17 protein-coding genes are annotated in these 17,249 nt (G+C 67.8%); 12 read left to right on the top strand and 5 right to left on the bottom strand.

What is annotated here, in order from left to right:
• Window positions 1-205: 205 nt before the first annotated feature.
• The 6 genes from QX204_RS06700 to QX204_RS06675 all read left to right on the top strand — a co-directional run bounded on the left by QX204_RS06700 (window position 206) and on the right by QX204_RS06675 (window position 6,401).
• Window positions 206-1,552, top strand: a complete 1,347-nt coding sequence (locus QX204_RS06700; protein ID WP_301905702.1) for a PTS transporter subunit EIIC — start codon at window positions 206-208, stop codon at window positions 1,550-1,552.
• Between the two features lie 4 nt (window positions 1,553-1,556).
• Window positions 1,557-1,820: an HPr family phosphocarrier protein gene (locus tag QX204_RS06695; RefSeq protein WP_301905701.1), complete on the top strand. Its 264-nt coding sequence runs from the start codon at window positions 1,557-1,559 to the stop codon at window positions 1,818-1,820.
• On the top strand, window positions 1,820-3,484 hold the full coding sequence (gene ptsP / locus QX204_RS06690) for a phosphoenolpyruvate--protein phosphotransferase (RefSeq protein ID WP_301905700.1): 1,665 nt from the start codon (window positions 1,820-1,822) through the stop codon (window positions 3,482-3,484). Before QX204_RS06695 ends, ptsP begins: the two co-directional genes overlap by 1 nt.
• 208 nt (window positions 3,485-3,692) lie before the next feature.
• The gene (locus QX204_RS06685) at window positions 3,693-4,859 is read left to right on the top strand and encodes an N-acetylglucosamine-6-phosphate deacetylase (protein WP_301905699.1); all 1,167 of its coding nucleotides are present in this window, start codon (window positions 3,693-3,695) and stop codon (window positions 4,857-4,859) included.
• Window positions 4,859-5,638 (top strand): glucosamine-6-phosphate deaminase, encoded by a 780-nt coding sequence (gene nagB / locus QX204_RS06680; protein WP_301905698.1) that lies wholly within the window; start codon window positions 4,859-4,861, stop codon window positions 5,636-5,638. The genes QX204_RS06685 and nagB overlap by 1 nt, the downstream gene beginning before the upstream one ends.
• A gap of 1 nt (window position 5,639) precedes the next feature.
• Window positions 5,640-6,401: a copper homeostasis protein CutC gene (locus QX204_RS06675; protein WP_301905697.1), complete on the top strand. Its 762-nt coding sequence runs from the start codon at window positions 5,640-5,642 to the stop codon at window positions 6,399-6,401.
• A gap of 120 nt (window positions 6,402-6,521) precedes the next feature.
• Here the strand turns inward: QX204_RS06675 and QX204_RS06670 are convergent, their stop codons facing one another.
• Window positions 6,522-7,163, bottom strand: a complete 642-nt coding sequence (locus QX204_RS06670) for an HD domain-containing protein (RefSeq protein ID WP_301905696.1) — start codon at window positions 7,161-7,163, stop codon at window positions 6,522-6,524.
• A gap of 73 nt (window positions 7,164-7,236) precedes the next feature.
• Window positions 7,237-7,905 (bottom strand): class I SAM-dependent methyltransferase, encoded by a 669-nt coding sequence (locus tag QX204_RS06665; RefSeq protein ID WP_301905695.1) that lies wholly within the window; start codon window positions 7,903-7,905, stop codon window positions 7,237-7,239.
• A gap of 99 nt (window positions 7,906-8,004) precedes the next feature.
• Here QX204_RS06665 and QX204_RS06660 point away from each other — a divergent pair, with 99 nt between their 5' ends.
• Complete coding sequence (locus QX204_RS06660; RefSeq protein WP_301905694.1) at window positions 8,005-8,583, top strand: TetR/AcrR family transcriptional regulator; 579 nt, start codon at window positions 8,005-8,007, stop codon at window positions 8,581-8,583.
• On the opposite strand, the gene QX204_RS06655 is transcribed toward QX204_RS06660, so the two are convergent.
• Window positions 8,519-8,821 carry a hypothetical protein gene (locus tag QX204_RS06655; RefSeq protein WP_063006120.1) on the bottom strand — a complete coding sequence of 101 codons (303 nt, stop codon included), beginning with the start codon at window positions 8,819-8,821 and terminating at the stop codon, window positions 8,519-8,521. The genes QX204_RS06660 and QX204_RS06655 overlap by 65 nt on opposite strands.
• Before the next feature lie 109 nt (window positions 8,822-8,930).
• Between QX204_RS06655 and QX204_RS06650 the strand changes: the two genes are divergently transcribed.
• From QX204_RS06650 to QX204_RS06640, 3 genes are all read left to right on the top strand, one after another.
• Window positions 8,931-9,878: an NAD(P)H-dependent flavin oxidoreductase gene (locus QX204_RS06650; RefSeq protein ID WP_301905692.1), complete on the top strand. Its 948-nt coding sequence runs from the start codon at window positions 8,931-8,933 to the stop codon at window positions 9,876-9,878.
• Between the two features lie 92 nt (window positions 9,879-9,970).
• Window positions 9,971-10,525 carry a TetR/AcrR family transcriptional regulator gene (locus QX204_RS06645; RefSeq protein WP_301905691.1) on the top strand — a complete coding sequence of 185 codons (555 nt, stop codon included), beginning with the start codon at window positions 9,971-9,973 and terminating at the stop codon, window positions 10,523-10,525.
• Between the two features lie 69 nt (window positions 10,526-10,594).
• Window positions 10,595-12,331, top strand: coding sequence for an alpha/beta fold hydrolase (locus tag QX204_RS06640; RefSeq protein ID WP_301905690.1), 1,737 nt, complete (start codon window positions 10,595-10,597; stop codon window positions 12,329-12,331).
• A 52-nt stretch (window positions 12,332-12,383) separates the two neighbouring features.
• Here QX204_RS06640 and QX204_RS06635 read toward each other — a convergent pair whose 3' ends face one another.
• Complete coding sequence (locus tag QX204_RS06635) at window positions 12,384-14,030, bottom strand: CocE/NonD family hydrolase (RefSeq protein WP_301905689.1); 1,647 nt, start codon at window positions 14,028-14,030, stop codon at window positions 12,384-12,386.
• Window positions 14,031-14,037: 7 nt separating this feature from the next.
• Window positions 14,038-15,000 carry an SDR family NAD(P)-dependent oxidoreductase gene (locus QX204_RS06630; protein WP_301905688.1) on the bottom strand — a complete coding sequence of 321 codons (963 nt, stop codon included), beginning with the start codon at window positions 14,998-15,000 and terminating at the stop codon, window positions 14,038-14,040.
• A gap of 44 nt (window positions 15,001-15,044) precedes the next feature.
• Between QX204_RS06630 and QX204_RS06625 the strand changes: the two genes are divergently transcribed.
• Together QX204_RS06625 and QX204_RS06620 are read left to right on the top strand one after the other, a co-directional pair.
• Window positions 15,045-15,632: a TetR family transcriptional regulator gene (locus tag QX204_RS06625; protein WP_301905687.1), complete on the top strand. Its 588-nt coding sequence runs from the start codon at window positions 15,045-15,047 to the stop codon at window positions 15,630-15,632.
• Window positions 15,633-15,909: 277 nt separating this feature from the next.
• Window positions 15,910-17,121: a lipase family protein gene (locus QX204_RS06620; protein ID WP_301907932.1), complete on the top strand. Its 1,212-nt coding sequence runs from the start codon at window positions 15,910-15,912 to the stop codon at window positions 17,119-17,121.
• The last annotated feature ends 128 nt before the right edge of the window (window positions 17,122-17,249 follow it).

The raw sequence follows: 17,249 nt of genomic DNA, 5'->3' as shown, positions 1-17,249 counted from the left end.
TGCCGGTACCAGTATGGGAGCCTCGAATGTGCGCCACGTCATATTCAGCGGTTGACATCCGATCTCCACCTGGTCAAACTGACAACTGGTTATGACCGGACAGTACCCGTCGGGTACACCGGTTCACAACAGTTAACCCGGATCGGCGGGCAAGCCGGTCCTCCCTCGCCGAGACCGCCGGGAAGCCGGCACGAAGAAGGTCGACATGACTGCCGTAACCGACACACCCAAACAAGAATCGAAGGTGTTCGCGGGATTGCAGCGCCTCGGTCGCAGCCTCATGCTGCCGATCGCGGTGCTCCCCGCGGCGGGCATCCTGCTGCGCGTCGGCCAGGACGATCTCCTCGGCCGCTTCTCCGCGCTGGAAAGCGCCGCTTCGGTCATCTCGGCGGCCGGGCAAGCCGTGTTCACCTGGCTGCCGCTGATCTTCGCCGTCGGTATCGCGATCGGCTGGGCGAAGAAGGCCGACGGGTCGACGGCGCTGGCCGCGGTGGTCGGTTACATGGTGATCAACGGCGTCTTCGACGCGATGTCGCCGATCGTGCTCGAAGGAAAGACCGACCCCAAGGGCGCGCAGGCACTGATCAACTACGGCGTCCTCGCCGGCATCGTGATGGGTCTGCTCTCGGCGATCCTGTGGCAGCGGTTCTATCGCACGAAGCTGCCCGATTACCTGGGCTTCTTCAACGGCAGGCGACTGGTCCCGATCCTGACCGCGTTCACCGGCCTGATCGTCGGCGTCGGCATGGCGTTCCTGTACCCCGCGTTCAACGCCGCGCTCACCTGGGTGGGCGAGGCCGTCGCGGACAACTCGGTTGTCGGTGGCGGCATCTACGGCACGGCCAACCGCCTGCTCATCCCGACCGGTCTGCACCACATCCTGAACTCCACGGTCTGGTTCCTCGTCGGCGATTACAACGATGCCTCCGGCCAACTCGTGCGCGGCGACCTCAACCGCTTCTTCGCCGGTGATCCGACCGCGGGCACGTTCATGACGGGCTTCTTCCCGATCATGATGTTCGCGCTTCCCGCTGCCGCGCTTGCCATTTGGCGCAATGCGCGGCCGTCGCAGAAGAAGCTGGTGGGCGGGATCATGCTGTCGACCGGTCTGACCGCGTTCGTCACCGGCATCACCGAGCCGCTGGAGTTCTCGTTCATGTTCGTGGCATGGCCGCTGTATGTGGTGCACGCGATCTTGACGGGCACGTCGATGGCGCTGGTGAACGCGCTCGGCATCCATGACGGATTCACGTTCTCCGCCGGCGCGATCGACTACCTGCTGAACTTCGGCAAGGCGACCGACGCGTGGCTGCTGATCCCGATCGGGCTCGGCTACGCGGTGATCTACTACGCGCTGTTCAGCTTCGTGATCAAGAAGTGGAACCTGCGGACCCCCGGTCGCGAGGCGGAAACCGACGTCGAGGCCGGCGTGCCCGACACGGCCGCGGTGGAGGCGCAGGCCGCGCTGACCGCCACGGGCGATACTCGAACCGATGCGCCATCGGTCGCCGAAGTCGAATCGAAGTTGGACAAGAAACTGGAAGGTGAGTGAGGCCATGAGCACCCGCACCGTCATCGTCGGATCCGAGGTGGGGCTGCACGCGCGGCCCGCCGCGAAACTCACCAGAGCCGTGCAGGCCGCGGGGGTGCCGGTGCGGATTTCGGTGGGAGGTGGTGAACCGGTCGACGCGGCCAGCGTGCTCGCGGTGATGACACTGGGCGCCGACCACGGGGCCGAGGTGACCCTGCACGCCGAGGATGCCGACGAGGTCTTGGACCAGTTGGCCGAACTCATCGCCTCCGACCTGGACGCCGCCTGATGCCGGAGCAGGTGATCCGTGGGCTCGGGGTGAGTCCGGGCGTGGTGTGCGCGCCGTGGTTGCGGTTCGGAGCGCAGTTCGAGACCTCGGCGGCCGATCCTGTCGGCGGGTCGCCCGCCGAGGAGCTGGCCCGGGTCAAGGACGCGCTCGGTGGCGTCTCCGACGAGATGACCGCTCGGGCCGCGCGGGTGACCGGCGTTGCGGCGGAGATCCTTTCGATGTCGGCGACGATGGCCCGTGATCCCGGCATCGTCGCCGCCACCCAGAAGGAACTCGAGGCCGGAATGCCGACGGCGCACGCGGTGCACCTGGCGTTCGAGGGATTCTGCGCGAAGCTGGAAGCGCTCGGCGGGTACATGGCGGAGCGGGCGACCGATCTGCGCGATATCGGCGGACGCACTGTCGCGGTGCTGCTCGGGCTGCCGATGCCGGGCATTCCGGAGCCGGGGTATCCGTTCGTGCTGGTCGCGCGGGATCTCGCACCTGCCGATACGGCGATGCTCGGCGACAGTGATGTGGTCGGATTGCTCACCACCGAGGGCGGGCCGACCAGCCATACCGCCATTCTCGCGAAGTCGCTCGCCTTGCCCGCGGTGGTGAGCTGTCCGGACACCGATCGGCTCGTCGAGGGGGTGCCGGTGCTGCTCGACGGCACGACCGGCGAGGTCGTGATCGATCCCAGCCCTGAACGTCAGCGGGCCGCTGTCGAGTTGGCCGCCGCGGACAAGGCGCGGATCGCGGCTGCCAGCGGGCCGGGACACACCGCCGACGGAACGCCGGTGCATCTGCTGGTGAATATCGGCACCGTCGACGACGCGGTGAAGGCGGGCCCGGTCGACAGTGAGGGCGTGGGGCTGTTCCGCACCGAGTTCATGTATCTCGGGAAGGCGTCCGAGCCGTCGGTGGACGAGCAGACCGCTTCCTACACCGCGGTTCTCGAGCAGTTCGCCGGGCGGCGCGTCGTAGTGCGGACTCTCGATGCCGGGTCGGACAAGCCGCTGCCGTTTCTCGACCTCGGCAGCGAGGAGAATCCGGCGCTCGGGGTGCGTGGGCTGCGGATCGGCACGGTGTTCCCGGAGACGCTTGCCACGCAGCTCACGGCACTCGCCCGCGCGGGCCAGGCGACCGGGGCCGATCTGTGGGTGATGGCGCCCATGGTCGCCACCGCGGACGAGGCTGCCGGATTCGCCGCGCTGGCTCGGGAATCCGGGTTGACGAAGGTCGGGGCGATGATCGAGATCCCGGCGGCCGCGTTGCGCGCCGCCGATCTGCTCGCGCATCTCGACTTCGTGAGCATCGGGACGAACGACCTGAGCCAGTACACGTGCGCGGTCGACCGGATGGCGGGCGGGCTCGCACAGCTGCTCGATCCGTGGCAGCCGGCGGTACTCGATCTGATCGCGATGGTCGGTGCTGCCGGTGCGGCGGCGGGTAAGTCGGTCGGGGTGTGTGGTGAGGCGGCGTCGGATCCGATGTTGGCGCCGGTGCTGGTGGGGCTCGGAGTGACGAGTCTGTCGATGTCGGTGCCCGCTTTGCCCGCCGTGCGGGCGGCGCTGGCCGCGGTGGATATGCAGCGGTGCCAGGACGCGGCGGATGCTGCGTGTGCGGCACGGAATCCGCAGGGGGCGCGTGAGGTTGTTGCGGCGATCATCGGGCGGTCGTGAAAAGGGTTGTTGTGTGCGGGGTCCGGCCGTCGGTCGGACCGCCGTGTGGCTTCCGTCGTCGGTCGTCGAAGACGGTGGGCACCCTCCTGTCGGCCACTGTCGTGCGGACCGAGCGAGCCTTTTCGGTGGTCGGTTTCGCGTCCACCTCGTTGTGTCCGGAAGCTGTCGGCCGCCCCGGTATCAGGCGTGGCCGGAAGGGCTGGTTGTAATGGGGGTTCTGCGCGGTCGACTCGTAGGGACGGCCGAGGGTGAGATTGCGGACGGGATCGTCGAATTCGATGACAATCGGATCACCTGGGTCGGCGCTGTCGCGAATCATTCCGATTCCGAGCGACTTCCGGCACCGAGCAGTGATCTTGTGCTTCCTGGGTTGATCGACCTGCACTGCCACGGTGGCGCCGGGTTCGGGTTCCCGAATGCCGATGCGCGGGGTGCTCGGGTCGCGGCGGCGCATCATCGAGGCCAGGGTACGACCGGATTGCTGGGGAGTTTGGTGTCGGATCAGCCGGACGTGTTGGTCGCGCAGGCGGCGATACTGGCTGATCTCGTCGAGGACGGGGCGTTGCTCGGGGTACATCTCGAGGGGCCGTTCATCAATGCGAGCCGTTGTGGCGCACAGGATCCCGCGGCCATCATTCCCGGAGACCCTGCGTTGTTCGAGCGGATCTACGCGGCGGCGCGCGGCACCGTGCGGTCGATGACACTGGCTCCCGAGACCGCGCATTTCGACGAGCTGCTCGCCGCGATGCGGCGCCATGATGTGCTGCCGAGCCTCGGGCACACCGATGCCGATGCCGCGATCACCGCGGCGCGCATCGCCGATGCTGGTGGCGGGCCGATCACCGCTACCCATTTGTTCAACGGGATGCCCGCACTGCACCACCGCTCCCCCGGACCCGTCGCCGCCTGTCTGGCCGCGGCCGGGCGGGGTGAGATGGTGGTCGAATTGATCGCGGACGGTGTGCATTTGGCACCCGCGACGGTGGCCATGGTGTTCGACACCGTCGGGGCGGAGCAGATCGCGCTGGTGTCCGACGCGATGGCGGCGGCGGGCATGAGCGACGGTGACTACCGGCTGGGCGCCCTCGATGTTCAGGTGCACGACGGTGTCGCCCGGCTCGCCACCGACGACGGTTCGCCCGGGGCGATCGCGGGCGGCACGGCACGACTCGTCGACGTGCTGCGCTGGACCGTCCTCGATGCGGGCATACCGCTGTCCGACGCGGTCATCTCCGCGACACGTACTCCTGCTCGCGTCCTCGGCCTCGAGGGCGAACGCGGCAGTCTCACGGTCGGTGCACGTGCCGACATCCTTGTCACCGACCAGTCATTGCGGCCGCGACGGGTTTTCGTCGCCGGAACGGAAGGAATCTGATGGAAATCGTGATCCGGGCTGATGAGAACGAGGTGGCGAGCACGGTCGCCGATATCGTCGGCCGCTATGTGACAGGCGGCAACGCGATCCTCGGTTTGGCTACCGGGTCGTCGCCGCTGGGGAGCTATCAGGAGCTCGCACGCCGCTATCGTGAGGGTGAGCTGGACTTCACGACCGCGAGCGCTTTCCTGCTCGACGAGTACGTGGGGCTGCCGAGGGATCATCCGCAGTCGTACTTCTCGGTGATCCGGTCGGAGTTCGTCGACCACGTAAATCTCGACCCCGCCCGGGTGCTGAGCCCGAACGGCGAGGCAGGCGATGTCGCGGGAGAAGGCCGACGGTATGACGCGGCCATCGCCGCGGCGGGTGGGGTCGACGTGCAGTTGCTCGGCATCGGTACCGACGGACATATCGGGTTCAACGAGCCGGGGTCGGCGTTGACCTCGCGCACGCGGGTGAAGACGCTCACCGAGCAGACCCGCCAGGACAACGCGCGCTTTTTCGACGGACCGGAGGACGTGCCGCATCACGTGCTCACCCAGGGTCTCGGCACCATCAACGAGGCCCGGCATCTGGTGATGATCGCGCTCGGTGCAGGCAAAGCCGAGGCGATCGCCGCCGCCGCCGAGGGACCGTTGTCGGCGTTCTGCCCGGCCTCGGTCATGCAGTGGCATCGCCATGTCACGGTGGTGATCGACGAAGCCGCGGCGAGCAAGTTGAAGTTGGCGGACTACTACAGGTACGCGCTGGCGAACAAGCCCGCCTGGCAGTCGTTCTGACGTGACCGCGCTCGAGTTCGCGGTGCAAGACGTGGCGGGTGCGCTCGGCGCAGGCCGCGCCGGGGCGGATCGGGTGGAATTGTGTGCGGCGCTGGGCGGTACGGGTGGGCTGACGCCGAGTATCGGGACGATCGAGGCGGTGGCGGGAACCGGGATTGCCGTCCATGTGCTGATCCGGTGCCGGGCCGGCGGTTTCGTGTACTCCGACGCTGCTGAGCTCGCGGTGATGAACGCTGATGCGCGCGCCGCCGTTTCGGCCGGCGCGTCCGGTCTGGTGATCGGCGCGCTCACTCCCGCCCACCAGGTCGACGACGAGGGTCTACGCCGTGTTCTCGATGGTATCGACGTCGACGACATAGAGCTGACCTTTCATCGTGGGATGGATCAGATCCGCGACCGCGAGGCCGCGCTGGACACGCTGATCGCCGAAGGCATGACCAGGGTGCTCACCTCCGGTGGGGCAGCCACCTGCGCCGAGGGTCTCGACGGACTCGCCGCACTGGTCGATCACGCGGCAGGGCGGATCCAGATCATGGCGGGTGGCGGAATCACCGTCGGCGACATCCCGGCATTGCTCCGGACCGGCGTCGACGGCATCCACCTGTCGGCCCGACGTGTCGTCGCCGACGACGGCGGACCCGGCGGGGGCGGCACGACCGGCCACGAACAACTGGACGAAGAGCTCGCGGTCGCCGCTGCTCGTCAGCTAATCGCTGTAGACCTGCCGACTGCCCCGAAATCTCGGCCTGATTCAGGCTGCTGAACCCACCCGCATGCGACCGACTTCAGACGAGAAGGTCAGTAGGAGTTCAGCTTTCGCGGACCACGATCGCGGTCGACACCTGCCCGGACCGCTGCGACTACCCTGCCGTCAGCGACTTTTTCAGGCGCGCTCGGCGAGGATCAACTCCGCTTCGCCGGGATCGCAGTCGAAGGCCGCTTGCACGGCCGCGACGGCCTTGTCGTGTTCGCCGGCCGCGACGAGCTGGTCGATATCGGCCCACTGATCGGTGGGCGGGGCCACGGAGGGGTCGAGACGGCGGTCGAGGCGTTCCCACATGCGGGCCACGGTGGGGTCGTCGGCGAGGAGTTCGCCGAGGTGGGCCTTGAAGGTGGGGTGCTCGGTGCGGTACATCCCCATCCAACTGCTGGTGAGCGGACTGGCCTCGGCATTGGCGGTGCGGTCGGCGAGTTTGAGGATCACGGCCCTCGGGTGCGCGGCGATCTTGGAGTAGGCGTTCTGGTTTCGCGCCTTGCGGTCGGGGCCGATGCCGGTGACCGCCCAGACCAGGTCGAGAACCTCACGACCGAAACGAGATTCGACGTCCTCGGCCGTGATCGGGGTGTCTTCGACGACGTCGTGGAGCCAGGCCGCGAGGCCGAGCTCACCGCCGTAGCCGAAATCGTCGAGGACACCACGAACGGCCGCGAGATGGGTGATGTAGGGATGCTCGCCATAGCGCTGATCGCCATGTGCCGCGAGGGCGAACTCCCGTGCTTCGATTTCGCGCTGATCGAACTCCATGCCGCACCCCCGTGCTCGATTGGTGATCGTGTCGAGATCGACCCTAACCGAGGGCACCGACACGGTGCCGAGATCAGTGGTGGGCGACCGGCTTCACCGCGGTCAGGATGCCCGTCTGATCGCGGCTCTGGGTGTAGGTGAGATCGGTGAAGCCGACCGCCTCGACCCGGCCGGTGTAGTGGCGGATATCGGCGGCGGCGAACGGATCGCCGCCGCGGCCGAGGAACAGCGAGAGCACCTTCCGCATGCGGGGGGACGGTGACGCGTCGGCGAGCAGGAGTCGTCCGCCTGGTCGCAACACCCGCCACATCTCGGCGATCGCGGCGCCACGCTGCGACTCGGGAATGTGGTGCATGACGAAAGTGCAGGTGACAACGTCGAATTCGGCATCGGGCAAGGGCAGCGACTGCGCCGGGCCGACCACATACCGATGGTGCGTGGCACGATCCCTGTCGCTGTTGTCGGCGACCGCGGTGGCCGAAGGGTCGACGCCGACGGCAGCGCCGCTCGGCCCGACCGCGTCGCCGAGAGCTCGGACGAGTTTGCCGGGACCGCAACCGATATCGAGTGCGCGAGCCCCCGGGTGCGCACCGGAGCGTGTGACGAATTCGGCGAGCAGCCGAGGATGCCTGCCGAGGAAGAACACCGAGGTGAACAGGTTGTAGCGACGCAGTCCTGCGATGACGAGGCCCGTGTCGGCGTCGTCGACGAACATGGGGGTGAGAAGCTGATTTCGGGTCATGAGTTCATGGTCGGACGCCGTCGAGCGCGTCACCAGGAGCAGAATCGCCCGAGGTGTCCGTTATCGAACAGATCCGGGGAAACCGTGCAGGAGGAAGCGATGGCCGAGCACCCTGACCGCCGGGTTCGACGCACCAGGGACACGCTGCACAAGGCGTTGATCGAGCTGATGATCGAGCGCGGCTACGACAAGGTGACCGTGAGCGACATCATCGCCCGCGCCGACGTCGGGCGGTCCACGTTCTACGCGCACTACCGCGACAAGGACGACCTGCTGCTGGTGAGCTGCACCGAATTCCTGCGTCGCGAGATCGTCCGCACCACCACGCCAGGTTCCCCACTCGTACCGCTGCGCGTGATGTTCCATCTCGCCGCGCAGTATCCCGAGGTGTACGGCCCGCTGATCGGGCCGAAGGCGACCGCCACCGTTGTGCGCGCCTACCAGCAGTGTGTCGCCGAACTGGTCGGTGAGCTCCTCGGCGAGCAGCCCGCAGGCACGATCGCGTTCGTTTCGTGCGGGTTGCTCGGCGTGCTCGGCACGGTGATCGAGCCGAACGCGCCGACACCACCCGCGCAGGCGTGGCAGCGATTCGAGTCGCTCGCGCTGTACGGGCTCAGTGGGTCCGGCGGCCCAGATCCGGCCACGGTGGGCGGCGCAGAATCGCCAGTGCCGCAATGACCGCGGCGAGCAGGCCGATCCACTCGCCCAATTGAGCGATGCGATTGGTGTCCATCGCGGGCGTCCAGTGCACACGTCCCTCGTGCACGACGAACAACCCGACCGGGCGGGCGTGGCGCAGGACGCCGCTACCGCGCGAGACCGTGATGATGGTCGTGCCGTCGGCCGTGTCGATCGGCTCGCCGAACACCATCGGCGGCTCGACCACCATCTGTTCGAGGCGATCCCTGATCGTCATCGCATCCCCGTCTCGTCGTTCGGCAGTGCCGTCGAAGATACGCGCCTCGAGGACCCTCTGTCGGCTGCCATGATGGTGAGTGTTCACAGCCGTGGCGAAAGGTGCACCGATGCCAGAGCAGACGTTGTCGACACCGTGGTCTCGATCGTTGGGTCTGCGCGTGCCGGTCGTGAACGCGCCGATGGGTGGCGCCGCGGGGGGACGACTCGCGGCGGCGGTCAGCGCGGCGGGTGGGCTCGGGACGATCGGGATGGGCAGTGCGGGGTCGGTCGCGGCGTTGCGGCGCGAGTTGGCTGTCGCGGGGACGCCGGACGGTATCGGGCTCGTCGACTGGGTCCGCGCCCGCGAAACCGGCCTGCTCGAAGCCGCGATCGCCGCACGTCCACGGCTGATCTCGGTCAGTTTCGGCACCGATTTCGACTGGGTGCCGCAGGTGCGGGACGCGGGCATCCTCGCCGTCACCCAGGTGTACGACGCGCCCGGCGCGCACCGGGCTCAGGATGCGGGGATCGACGTTCTCGTGGCGCGCGGTAGCGAAGGCGGCGGTCACGGGGCCGACCGACTGGGCCTGCTGCCCTTGCTCGACGCAGTTCTCGAGATCGCCACCGTGCCGGTCCTGGCCGCCGGGGGTATCGGCTCCGGGCGCACACTCGCCGCCGTGCTCGCAGCGGGAGCGGCGGGAGCGTGGCTAGGGACCTGCCTGGCGGCTGCCGAGGAATCACTACTGCCCGAATCCGCCCGCCTGGCGATGCTCGCCGCGGACTCCAGCAGCACCACCGTCACCACCGCTTTCGACGAGGCGCTCGATCTGCCTTGGCCACCGATCTATCCGGCGCGCGTCTTGCGCAACGAGTTCACCGACCCGTGGGCCCGCCCCGACGCCGACGACCTACCCGACGCCGAACGCCTGCGCGCGGCGATCGCGGTCGACGATCCCAAGCTCGCGCCCGTAGACGCGGGCCAGGGCGTCGGTTTGGTGACCCATATCGAACCTGCGGCCACTGTCATCGACCGCCTGTGCGGGGACGCGGCCGAGCTTCTGGCACGCCATGCGTAGTCGAGCCCGCGCCGGTCGGTTGCGACACCGAACACCGACCGGCCGGGTTCGCCACAGTTGCGGAAATATATAGATCGGTCTAGTTTTAACGGGTGGGAAAAAAGGGAGCCGAAACGCGGTGCAAGTTGATCAGGGCGACACGGTCACTGATCGAGTCGCACGGATATTTCGGCGCCGGGCTCAATCAGATCGTGCAGGAGAGCGGAGCGCCGCGCGGGTCCCTGTACTTCCACTTCCCCGGCGGCAAGGACGAATTGGTGGCCGCGGCGCTCGCCGAGAGCGGTAGCGATATCGCGGGGATCATCCGCACGATCGAGGCGACGGACGCACGAGATTTCGCGCGCAAGATGATGAACCTGCTGGGTGATCAACTGGAAGCTTCGGACTGGACTATCGGTTGCCCGGTGGCGGCTGTCGCCCTGGACACCGCGTCGACCAATGACGCCGTGCAGCAGGCCTGTTCGGCGACGTATCGACTCTGGGAAGAGGCGATCCGGGAACGGCTGATCGGATTCGGCCATCCCGAGCCCGAACGGATCACCACGGTCGCGCTCGCCCTGATCGAAGGCGGGCTGGTACTGGCTCGCACCCACCGCTCACGCCAACCGCTGCAGCACCTCGCCGACACCATCGACGTTCTGGTCTGAACTCCCCCGCCTCCGCCCCGACCTCACGTCTTCAAAATATGTAAATCGGTCTACTGAAAGTAGGACACCATGGCACACACCGACTCGGTCGTTTTCGGCGCCGCCGGATTCATCGGCCGCGCAGTGGTCGCCGAACTGCTGCGTACCGGGCACACCGTCACCGCCGCGCTGCGTGCGGGCAGTCAGGATCGGCTGCGGACCTGGCTCGACACACAGAGCGTCGACACGGCCGCGTTGACCATCACCACCACCGATATCGCCGAACCGGATCTCGCGCTGGGCGACACGATCGACGGGGTGCGCGATGTGTACAACGCGGCCGCGTTGATGAAGTTCGGGCTGGATGCGGAGGTGGCGCGTCGGGTCAATCTCGACGGGGCGGTGCACGTCCTGGAATGGGCCGCACGGCAACCCGACCTGCGGCGCGTCGTGCACATCACCGGCTATCGCGCTGCCGAGGACGGCGGCGAGCAGGACTACGGCAACGGCGCGTACGAAGCATCGAAAGTCGAGGCCGATGTGCTGCTGCGGCGCATCGCGGCCGGCCGTGACATCCCGCTGACCATCGCGAATCCCTCCGGGGTACTCGGACCCGGCCAGTATTTCGGGCTCTCCGACATCATCGACAATCTCTGGCGAGGGCGCCTGCCCGCACTGCCGGGCTCCGCCGATACCTTCGTCCCGGTCGTCGATCTCGACTACGTGGCCAGGTTCATGGTCGGGCTGCCCACGCAACCCGATACGGTCGGCAAGTCCTATCCGCTGCTGGATGCCGCGACTCCCGCACTGCCCGAACTGATTCGGCTCGTCGCCGATCATCTCCACGTCGCCGCGCCACGCTTCACGTTGCCGACCGCGCTGGTCCGTCGACTGCCACGGGCGGTGACCCATGCCGATCCCGAAGCGCTGTCGTTCCTCAGCAGCGACCGCTACGACACCGGCGACAGCGATCTCGTCGCGCGGCGGCTCGGCGTCGCGCATCCACCGGTCGGTGAACTGCTGCGCACCTATGCCGACGGGATCGTCGCCAGTCGCAACGGCACCGTCGCACCCGCACCCGAATCCGGATTCCGCGACGGTACCTGGGTGTTCGGCGAGCAAGTCGAGCCGGATTACGTTCTACTGCACGGCATTCCGGTCGACAGCGATTCGTGGGCCGAGGTGGTGCGCGAAGTGGACGGACCGGTTCTGGCGGCCGATCTCCCCGGGCTGGGACGTTCGGCGGCTACTTCGCAGTCGACCGGTGACTGGATGGCGGAGCTGATGGCGCCGGTACGGACTCGACCGATCATCGTGGGCCATTCGTTCGGCGCCTGGCCCGCCATCGAATTCGCGCTGCGCCATCCCGATCGGGTGTCACGACTCGTGCTCATCGCCCCCGCTTTTCTGCAGCAGCCCGCATCCCGGCTCACCGGTTCCCCCATCGCCGCCGAGGTCGTCAAGCGGATGTCGCCCGCGGCAGTGGCTGCGCGACTCGGCATTCCAGAAGGACCCGCCGTCGACTCCGCCGTGGCGAATCTGCGGCGGCCCGGCGTCGCCCAGCGCACCTTCGCGGCTTTGCGCGCCGCGGGTTCCTCACGAGGCGAGCTCGCCGCCAAGCTCGCCCGGGTCACGGTTCCGGTCGACATCATCGTGGGTGCGCACGATCCGCTGATCGAGCCGACCGATCGGCCGGTCACCACGATCCCCGATACCGGGCACTACCCGCAGCTGACCCATCCCGATCTGGTCGCGCGCGTTGTGCGAGGCGAAGGGCTGAACGCTACAGGGCGATACGTGGAAGACAGCCCGACGACGAGCCGTTAGCCAGACCGGCCGCATGCGTGGCGACTCGGCCGGGCCGACGGGCGGATCCCCCTCACCCGGTACCGAGTTCGATGCGAAGTGCGTTGTCGTTCAACATCTCCGGGGAGAGTGAGATGGTCTCCTCGGTTCGCCACCGCGCGTGCCAGACGGGGACGCCGCCGGGCAGGTCCAGTTCCCGCGGCGTGGTGAGCAAGGGCAGGTCCAGTCGGGCGGAGGTGACCGTGACGGCGGCGTTCGTCGGCGTGTGCGACCACACGTCGTCGACCGCGTTGGTGATCCGGACGCCGAGGCGGTGGCCGGTGGCCAGGCGGGCGTCCTGCCAGAGCAGCCGGATCTCGGATTCGGGGCGGACCGGGGCGATGCCGCGGGTGATGACCGTGGCACGGCCGTCGGGGGCGATGTCGTAAAGCTCCAGTGCGACAGTCGCTTCGGGCGGGCCGGAGAGGGTCAGCGCCGCGGTGGCCCGGCCCGCCAGGTGCACGGGCTCGGTGACCGGCGCCGAGATCGACCAGATCTCCCGGTCCGCGCCGGGCAGCAGACCACGATCGTTATAGATCCCGGTGCGCAAGACGACCGACGCTCGCCGGGAATCCGTGGGCGGCCACACGGTTTCACCACGCCAACCGCCGTCGAACTGGCCGACGGTCACCGGCGGACCCGGTACCTCGACATCAGCGCCCGCCACGTGTTTGTCCAGGAACGCGTAGAGCTCCGAGCCGAATTGGGGTGTGCCGCACTTCTCCCGGCAGTCCGAGTGGCCCCATTGGCCGAACCAGGCGCGATGTTCGCCGGGGCCTCTGGCTTCCCATGCCTCGATGATGCGGTCGGCTCGGGTGTTGGAGTCGAGGAAGCTCTGGCCGAGGAACAGCGGGGTGGTGTTGCCGCGGAGGGCCTCGACCATGTCGCGCTCGCGCCAGTCCGGGTTGGCGGCGTTGTGGTCGGTGGTGAGGGCGAGGTAGCCGGCGGCGCAGTCCTGGGTCATCTGGATCGCATTGGCTTTGTACTCGTCGCCGTCGTCGGGGTGGCCCGGGGTCGACGCGATGGCCAGGTGTTCCGCGCCCGCGGTGTCGGCGGGGCGGATCCCGTCCTCGGTCAACGGTTTTCCGCCGAACTTCCACGCCGTGCCCTGCATGTAGAGGTAGGAGTACGGATCGACAACCGGCTCGAACGCCGCCACCGCCGCCAGTCCCTTCGGCTTCGCGGCCAGCGCCATCATCCCGGTCCAGCCCTCGTAGGACGTTCCGACCACGCCGACCCGACCCGTCGACCACGGCCTGCTCGCCGCCCACTCCACCGCCGCGGCCACATCCGACCGCTCCCCCGGCCCACCGAAATCCGGGCACCCGTTGGACCCACCGAACCCGCGCAGATCGGCGATCACATACGTGTATCCGGCCCGCAGCGCCCACTCGACCGGCAGGTTGTCGGTCGAGGGTCCACCACCGGGCCGAGGCTGGGACAGGTAGGCCAGATGGGCCCGGTACGGACTCGCCGTCAACAACACCGGAGTCCGCGCGTCAGCCGCCACACCCGGCGGCCGAAGGACATCGGCGTGCAGCCGAGTCCCGTCCGGCGCGGTGAAATACTCCTGCGTCCACGTGAACGCCACATTCACCGGCTCGGCCGTGACCGGCGCCGCCATCCCGAGCACCAACGCCACTCCGGCCACCGCCCGCGCCGCCACAACACCCAATCGCACCCCCGGACTATTGCCGGTCGTCGCCCCGCCGTCCAGCCCCGATTATCCGGGGCGTGTCGCCGACCTTCGGGCCGCCCGCATCCAACTCGGCGAGCAATTCCAGGCTGTCCCGGTAGAGCGCCAGCTGCTCCGCTTCGTCATAGGACGCCGCAGAGGATCGGACCGGCGTGCGCCGCACGAGATATTCGCCGGTGATCCCTTCGCGGGCCGGCGCCGCGACCAACCACGCGAGGTCCGCGCCGGATCCTTGCGGCGTGCGGACACCGGGGAGTACGACGAGGGTGCGCGCGATCGTCTTCCAGGCCAGCCGCTGGAAAGCGCCCGCGTCCCTGGCCAATCCGGTTCCGGGCATCAGACCTGGGTCGAACGCGTTCACGGTGATGTCACGCGGGGCCAACTCGCGGGCGAGGTGGTAGGCGGTTCGCAGGTTCGCCAGCTTCGAGGTGGTGTAGCGGCGACGGGCGTCGCGCTGTGCGGATTCGGTCGGCGACGGCGGGTAGGCCAATTCGCGTGCCGTGGCGTGCAGTGGGTGCGGCATCCCGGTGAACTGGTCGGGGTCATGGGTTCCCGAGGACACCAGCAGGATTCGCGCCGGTGCGGTGAAGTGGTCGAGCAGGTCGAGGATGAGCCCGAGGTGGCCGAGGTGATTGGTGGCGAAGGTCGCTTCCATGCCGTCCGCGGTAAGGGTCCGACGAGTGAACTGCACGCCCGCGTTGCACACCAGGCCGGTCAGCGGTGGCAGGTCGGCGGAGGCGAGTTCGGCGACGAACGCGCCGACCGACGAACGCGAGGACAGGTCGAGCGCCATGCCGTGCGCACCGATCGTCGCGGCCAGCTCCCGAGTTCGAGTCGCGTCGCGACCGGTGATCACCACCGTGTTGTTCGGGTCGAGGGCGAGGGTCTTGGCGCATTCGTAGCCGAGCCCGCTCGTGCCGCCGGTGACGACGAGGGTTCTGTCACTTGATGTCATATGGCACAGTCTGCCACGTGTTGCTGTCGTGCGACACTGTCTCGATGTCGCTGCGGGAACTCAAACGGGAACGGACCAGGCAGTCCATCGTCGACACCGCGTTCCGCCTGTTCGCCGAACGAGGCTTCGACGGCGTCACCGTCGCCGAGATCGCGGCGGCCGCGGAGGTCGGCACCCGCACCCTGCACCGCTACTTCACCAGCAAAGAAGAGCTGGTCTTCCCCGAAGACGATGACCTGCGCGCCGACCTGGCCCGACTGCTCGCCGAACGCCCCGAGGGCGAACACCCCGAGACCACCCTCGCCGTCGTCATCACCCCACTGATCAGCAGATTCGGCGGCGAACAACTCGCACAGGCACGAACCCGCGACGCCCTCATCACCAGCACGCCGGCGCTACAGGCCCGCGACCTGGCCAAACAGGCCGCCGTGGAAAAGCTCATCGAACACCACCTGGCCCGCCAACTGGGCGTCGCTGTCGACAGCGACGTGCGGCCTGCCCTGTGGGCGAAGATCGGGATGGCGTGCTTCTTCTCCGCGTATCGAGTCTGGCTCCACGAAGGCGGCAACCTCGACCGACACCTGATCGATGCCCGCACGGCGTTGGCCGAATCCGTTCCCCGATTCACGTGACGCGCCTCGCGGTCGAGTAGATCGACGAAACGCCCGCGCCACCAACTCGGCCGGATCACTCACCGCACACGAACTGATCAAGGGACCAACTTCGTTGTCGGTTCGGGCATTCATCCAGGGCAGGGGATGTAATCTGGCTGCCTTCAGGGGGATTCGGAGCGGTCCCCTCCAGGGAGGGAAGTCCGAATTGGCAGACAGTGTTGTATCGACTTGTGGTGCAACGCGTTCAGTGGTCGAGCGCGCTCAGCTGCGCTCGGTTCTGATCGCGGTATCGACCGTGCTGTGCTTGACCGGTACGCCCATGGCGGTCGGTAGTGCGGATCCGCTGACCACTCCGCAGAACGACCCGTTCTACACCCCGCCGTCGGGCTGGGACTCGCAGGCACCGGGCACCATTCTGCATTCGCGACCCGTCGAGGTGGCCTCGCTGACGCCACAGGCGCAGGACGCCGACGCCTGGCAGTTGCTGTATCGAACGACAGATACCGACGGCCGACCCATGGCGACCGTGACGACGGTACTGCGCCCACGAACCGGGCAGGTCAACGGATTGATCACCTATCAGGCTGCCACGGATGCCTCGGCCCCCCAGTGCGCACCCTCCTATGTGCTCCAGCAAGGAGCGCCGGACAAGTACGACTCCTCACTGGATCTGATTCAGATCGACCAGATGTTGTCGTCCGGTCATGCGATTTCCGTACCCGACTGGGAGGGACCGAAGGGGACGCTGTTCGTCCCGAGGCAGCCGGGTTACGCCGCGCTCGACGGAGTGCGCGCGGCCCAGGGATTCGCGCCGCTCGGCCTGTCCGGCACCGATACTCCGGTTGCCGCGATGGGCTACTCCGGCGGAGCGTACGGCACCAGCTGGGTCGCACACGTGCAGCCGACCTACGCTCCCGAAATACGACTGGTCGGGGTCACCATGGGTGGCGGGACAGCGCCCATCGGCAGCTACATGGGGACCCTCGATGCCGGCCCGTTCTCCGGTTTCCTGCCGTCGCTCCTGCCGGGCATGATGCGCGCCGATCCACGTGTGGCGGCGGCTTTCGACAAATATCTGACGCCTGCCGGGCAAGCGCTGATGGCCGCGGGGGACGGCAAATGTGTGACACCGAACGTGGCTCAGCACGCGTTCCTGCGCATGGACGACTACCTGACGATTCCCTTTGCGCAACTTATCGAGGAGATACAGGAGTCGTTGGCCGAGCTGGACTTCGCCCCCTCGTCGCAGACCGCGCCGCTGTTCCTCTACAACGCCGTGCACGACGAGATCGTCACCATCGCGGGGCCCGACAAGGCGGTGGCACAGTGGTGCGCATCGGGGGCACGAATCACGTATACGCGGGACCAACTGAGCGAGCACGTCAGCCTCGCGATCAGTGCGACTCCCGCGGTCCTGCGTTGGGTCGATGAGCGTCTGGCAGGGCAGGCCGCGCCGGACGGTTGCTCGACGCGCACGGTGACGTCCATGTCGCTCGGTGGTTCATAGCGCACTACCTCGACGTATCCGGGCATCTGTGCCCGAATACAGACGAGTCCACCCGCCCCGTAATCACGTTCTGTGATCACGGAGCGGGTGGACTCGAAACCGTTCTACTGCGTATCCACTGCGGACGG

The organism is Nocardia sp. PE-7 (genome assembly GCF_030486425.1).
Taxonomy (GTDB): domain Bacteria; phylum Actinomycetota; class Actinomycetes; order Mycobacteriales; family Mycobacteriaceae; genus Nocardia; species Nocardia salmonicida_A.
Note: the sequence above shows the minus strand (reverse complement) of the source record. Positions and strands in the feature narration are given on the sequence as shown.

What these genes read in the sequence shown, in the direction of transcription:
- ptsP (WP_301905700.1), top strand. Translation starts at nt 1,820, where the DNA reads ATGCCGGAGCAGGTGATCCGTGGGCTCGGGGTGAGTCCGGGCGTGGTG.
- QX204_RS06700 (WP_301905702.1), top strand. Translation starts at nt 206, where the DNA reads ATGACTGCCGTAACCGACACACCCAAACAAGAATCGAAGGTGTTCGCG.
- QX204_RS06650 (WP_301905692.1), top strand. Translation starts at nt 8,931, where the DNA reads ATGCCAGAGCAGACGTTGTCGACACCGTGGTCTCGATCGTTGGGTCTG.
- QX204_RS06660 (WP_301905694.1), top strand. Translation starts at nt 8,005, where the DNA reads ATGGCCGAGCACCCTGACCGCCGGGTTCGACGCACCAGGGACACGCTG.
- QX204_RS06630 (WP_301905688.1), bottom strand. Translation starts at nt 15,000, where the DNA reads ATGACATCAAGTGACAGAACCCTCGTCGTCACCGGCGGCACGAGCGGG.
- nagB (WP_301905698.1), top strand. Translation starts at nt 4,859, where the DNA reads ATGGAAATCGTGATCCGGGCTGATGAGAACGAGGTGGCGAGCACGGTC.
- QX204_RS06685 (WP_301905699.1), top strand. Translation starts at nt 3,693, where the DNA reads ATGGGGGTTCTGCGCGGTCGACTCGTAGGGACGGCCGAGGGTGAGATT.
- QX204_RS06655 (WP_063006120.1), bottom strand. Translation starts at nt 8,821, where the DNA reads ATGACGATCAGGGATCGCCTCGAACAGATGGTGGTCGAGCCGCCGATG.
- QX204_RS06640 (WP_301905690.1), top strand. Translation starts at nt 10,595, where the DNA reads ATGGCACACACCGACTCGGTCGTTTTCGGCGCCGCCGGATTCATCGGC.
- QX204_RS06625 (WP_301905687.1), top strand. Translation starts at nt 15,045, where the DNA reads ATGTCGCTGCGGGAACTCAAACGGGAACGGACCAGGCAGTCCATCGTC.
- QX204_RS06695 (WP_301905701.1), top strand. Translation starts at nt 1,557, where the DNA reads ATGAGCACCCGCACCGTCATCGTCGGATCCGAGGTGGGGCTGCACGCG.
- QX204_RS06670 (WP_301905696.1), bottom strand. Translation starts at nt 7,163, where the DNA reads ATGGAGTTCGATCAGCGCGAAATCGAAGCACGGGAGTTCGCCCTCGCG.
- QX204_RS06665 (WP_301905695.1), bottom strand. Translation starts at nt 7,905, where the DNA reads ATGACCCGAAATCAGCTTCTCACCCCCATGTTCGTCGACGACGCCGAC.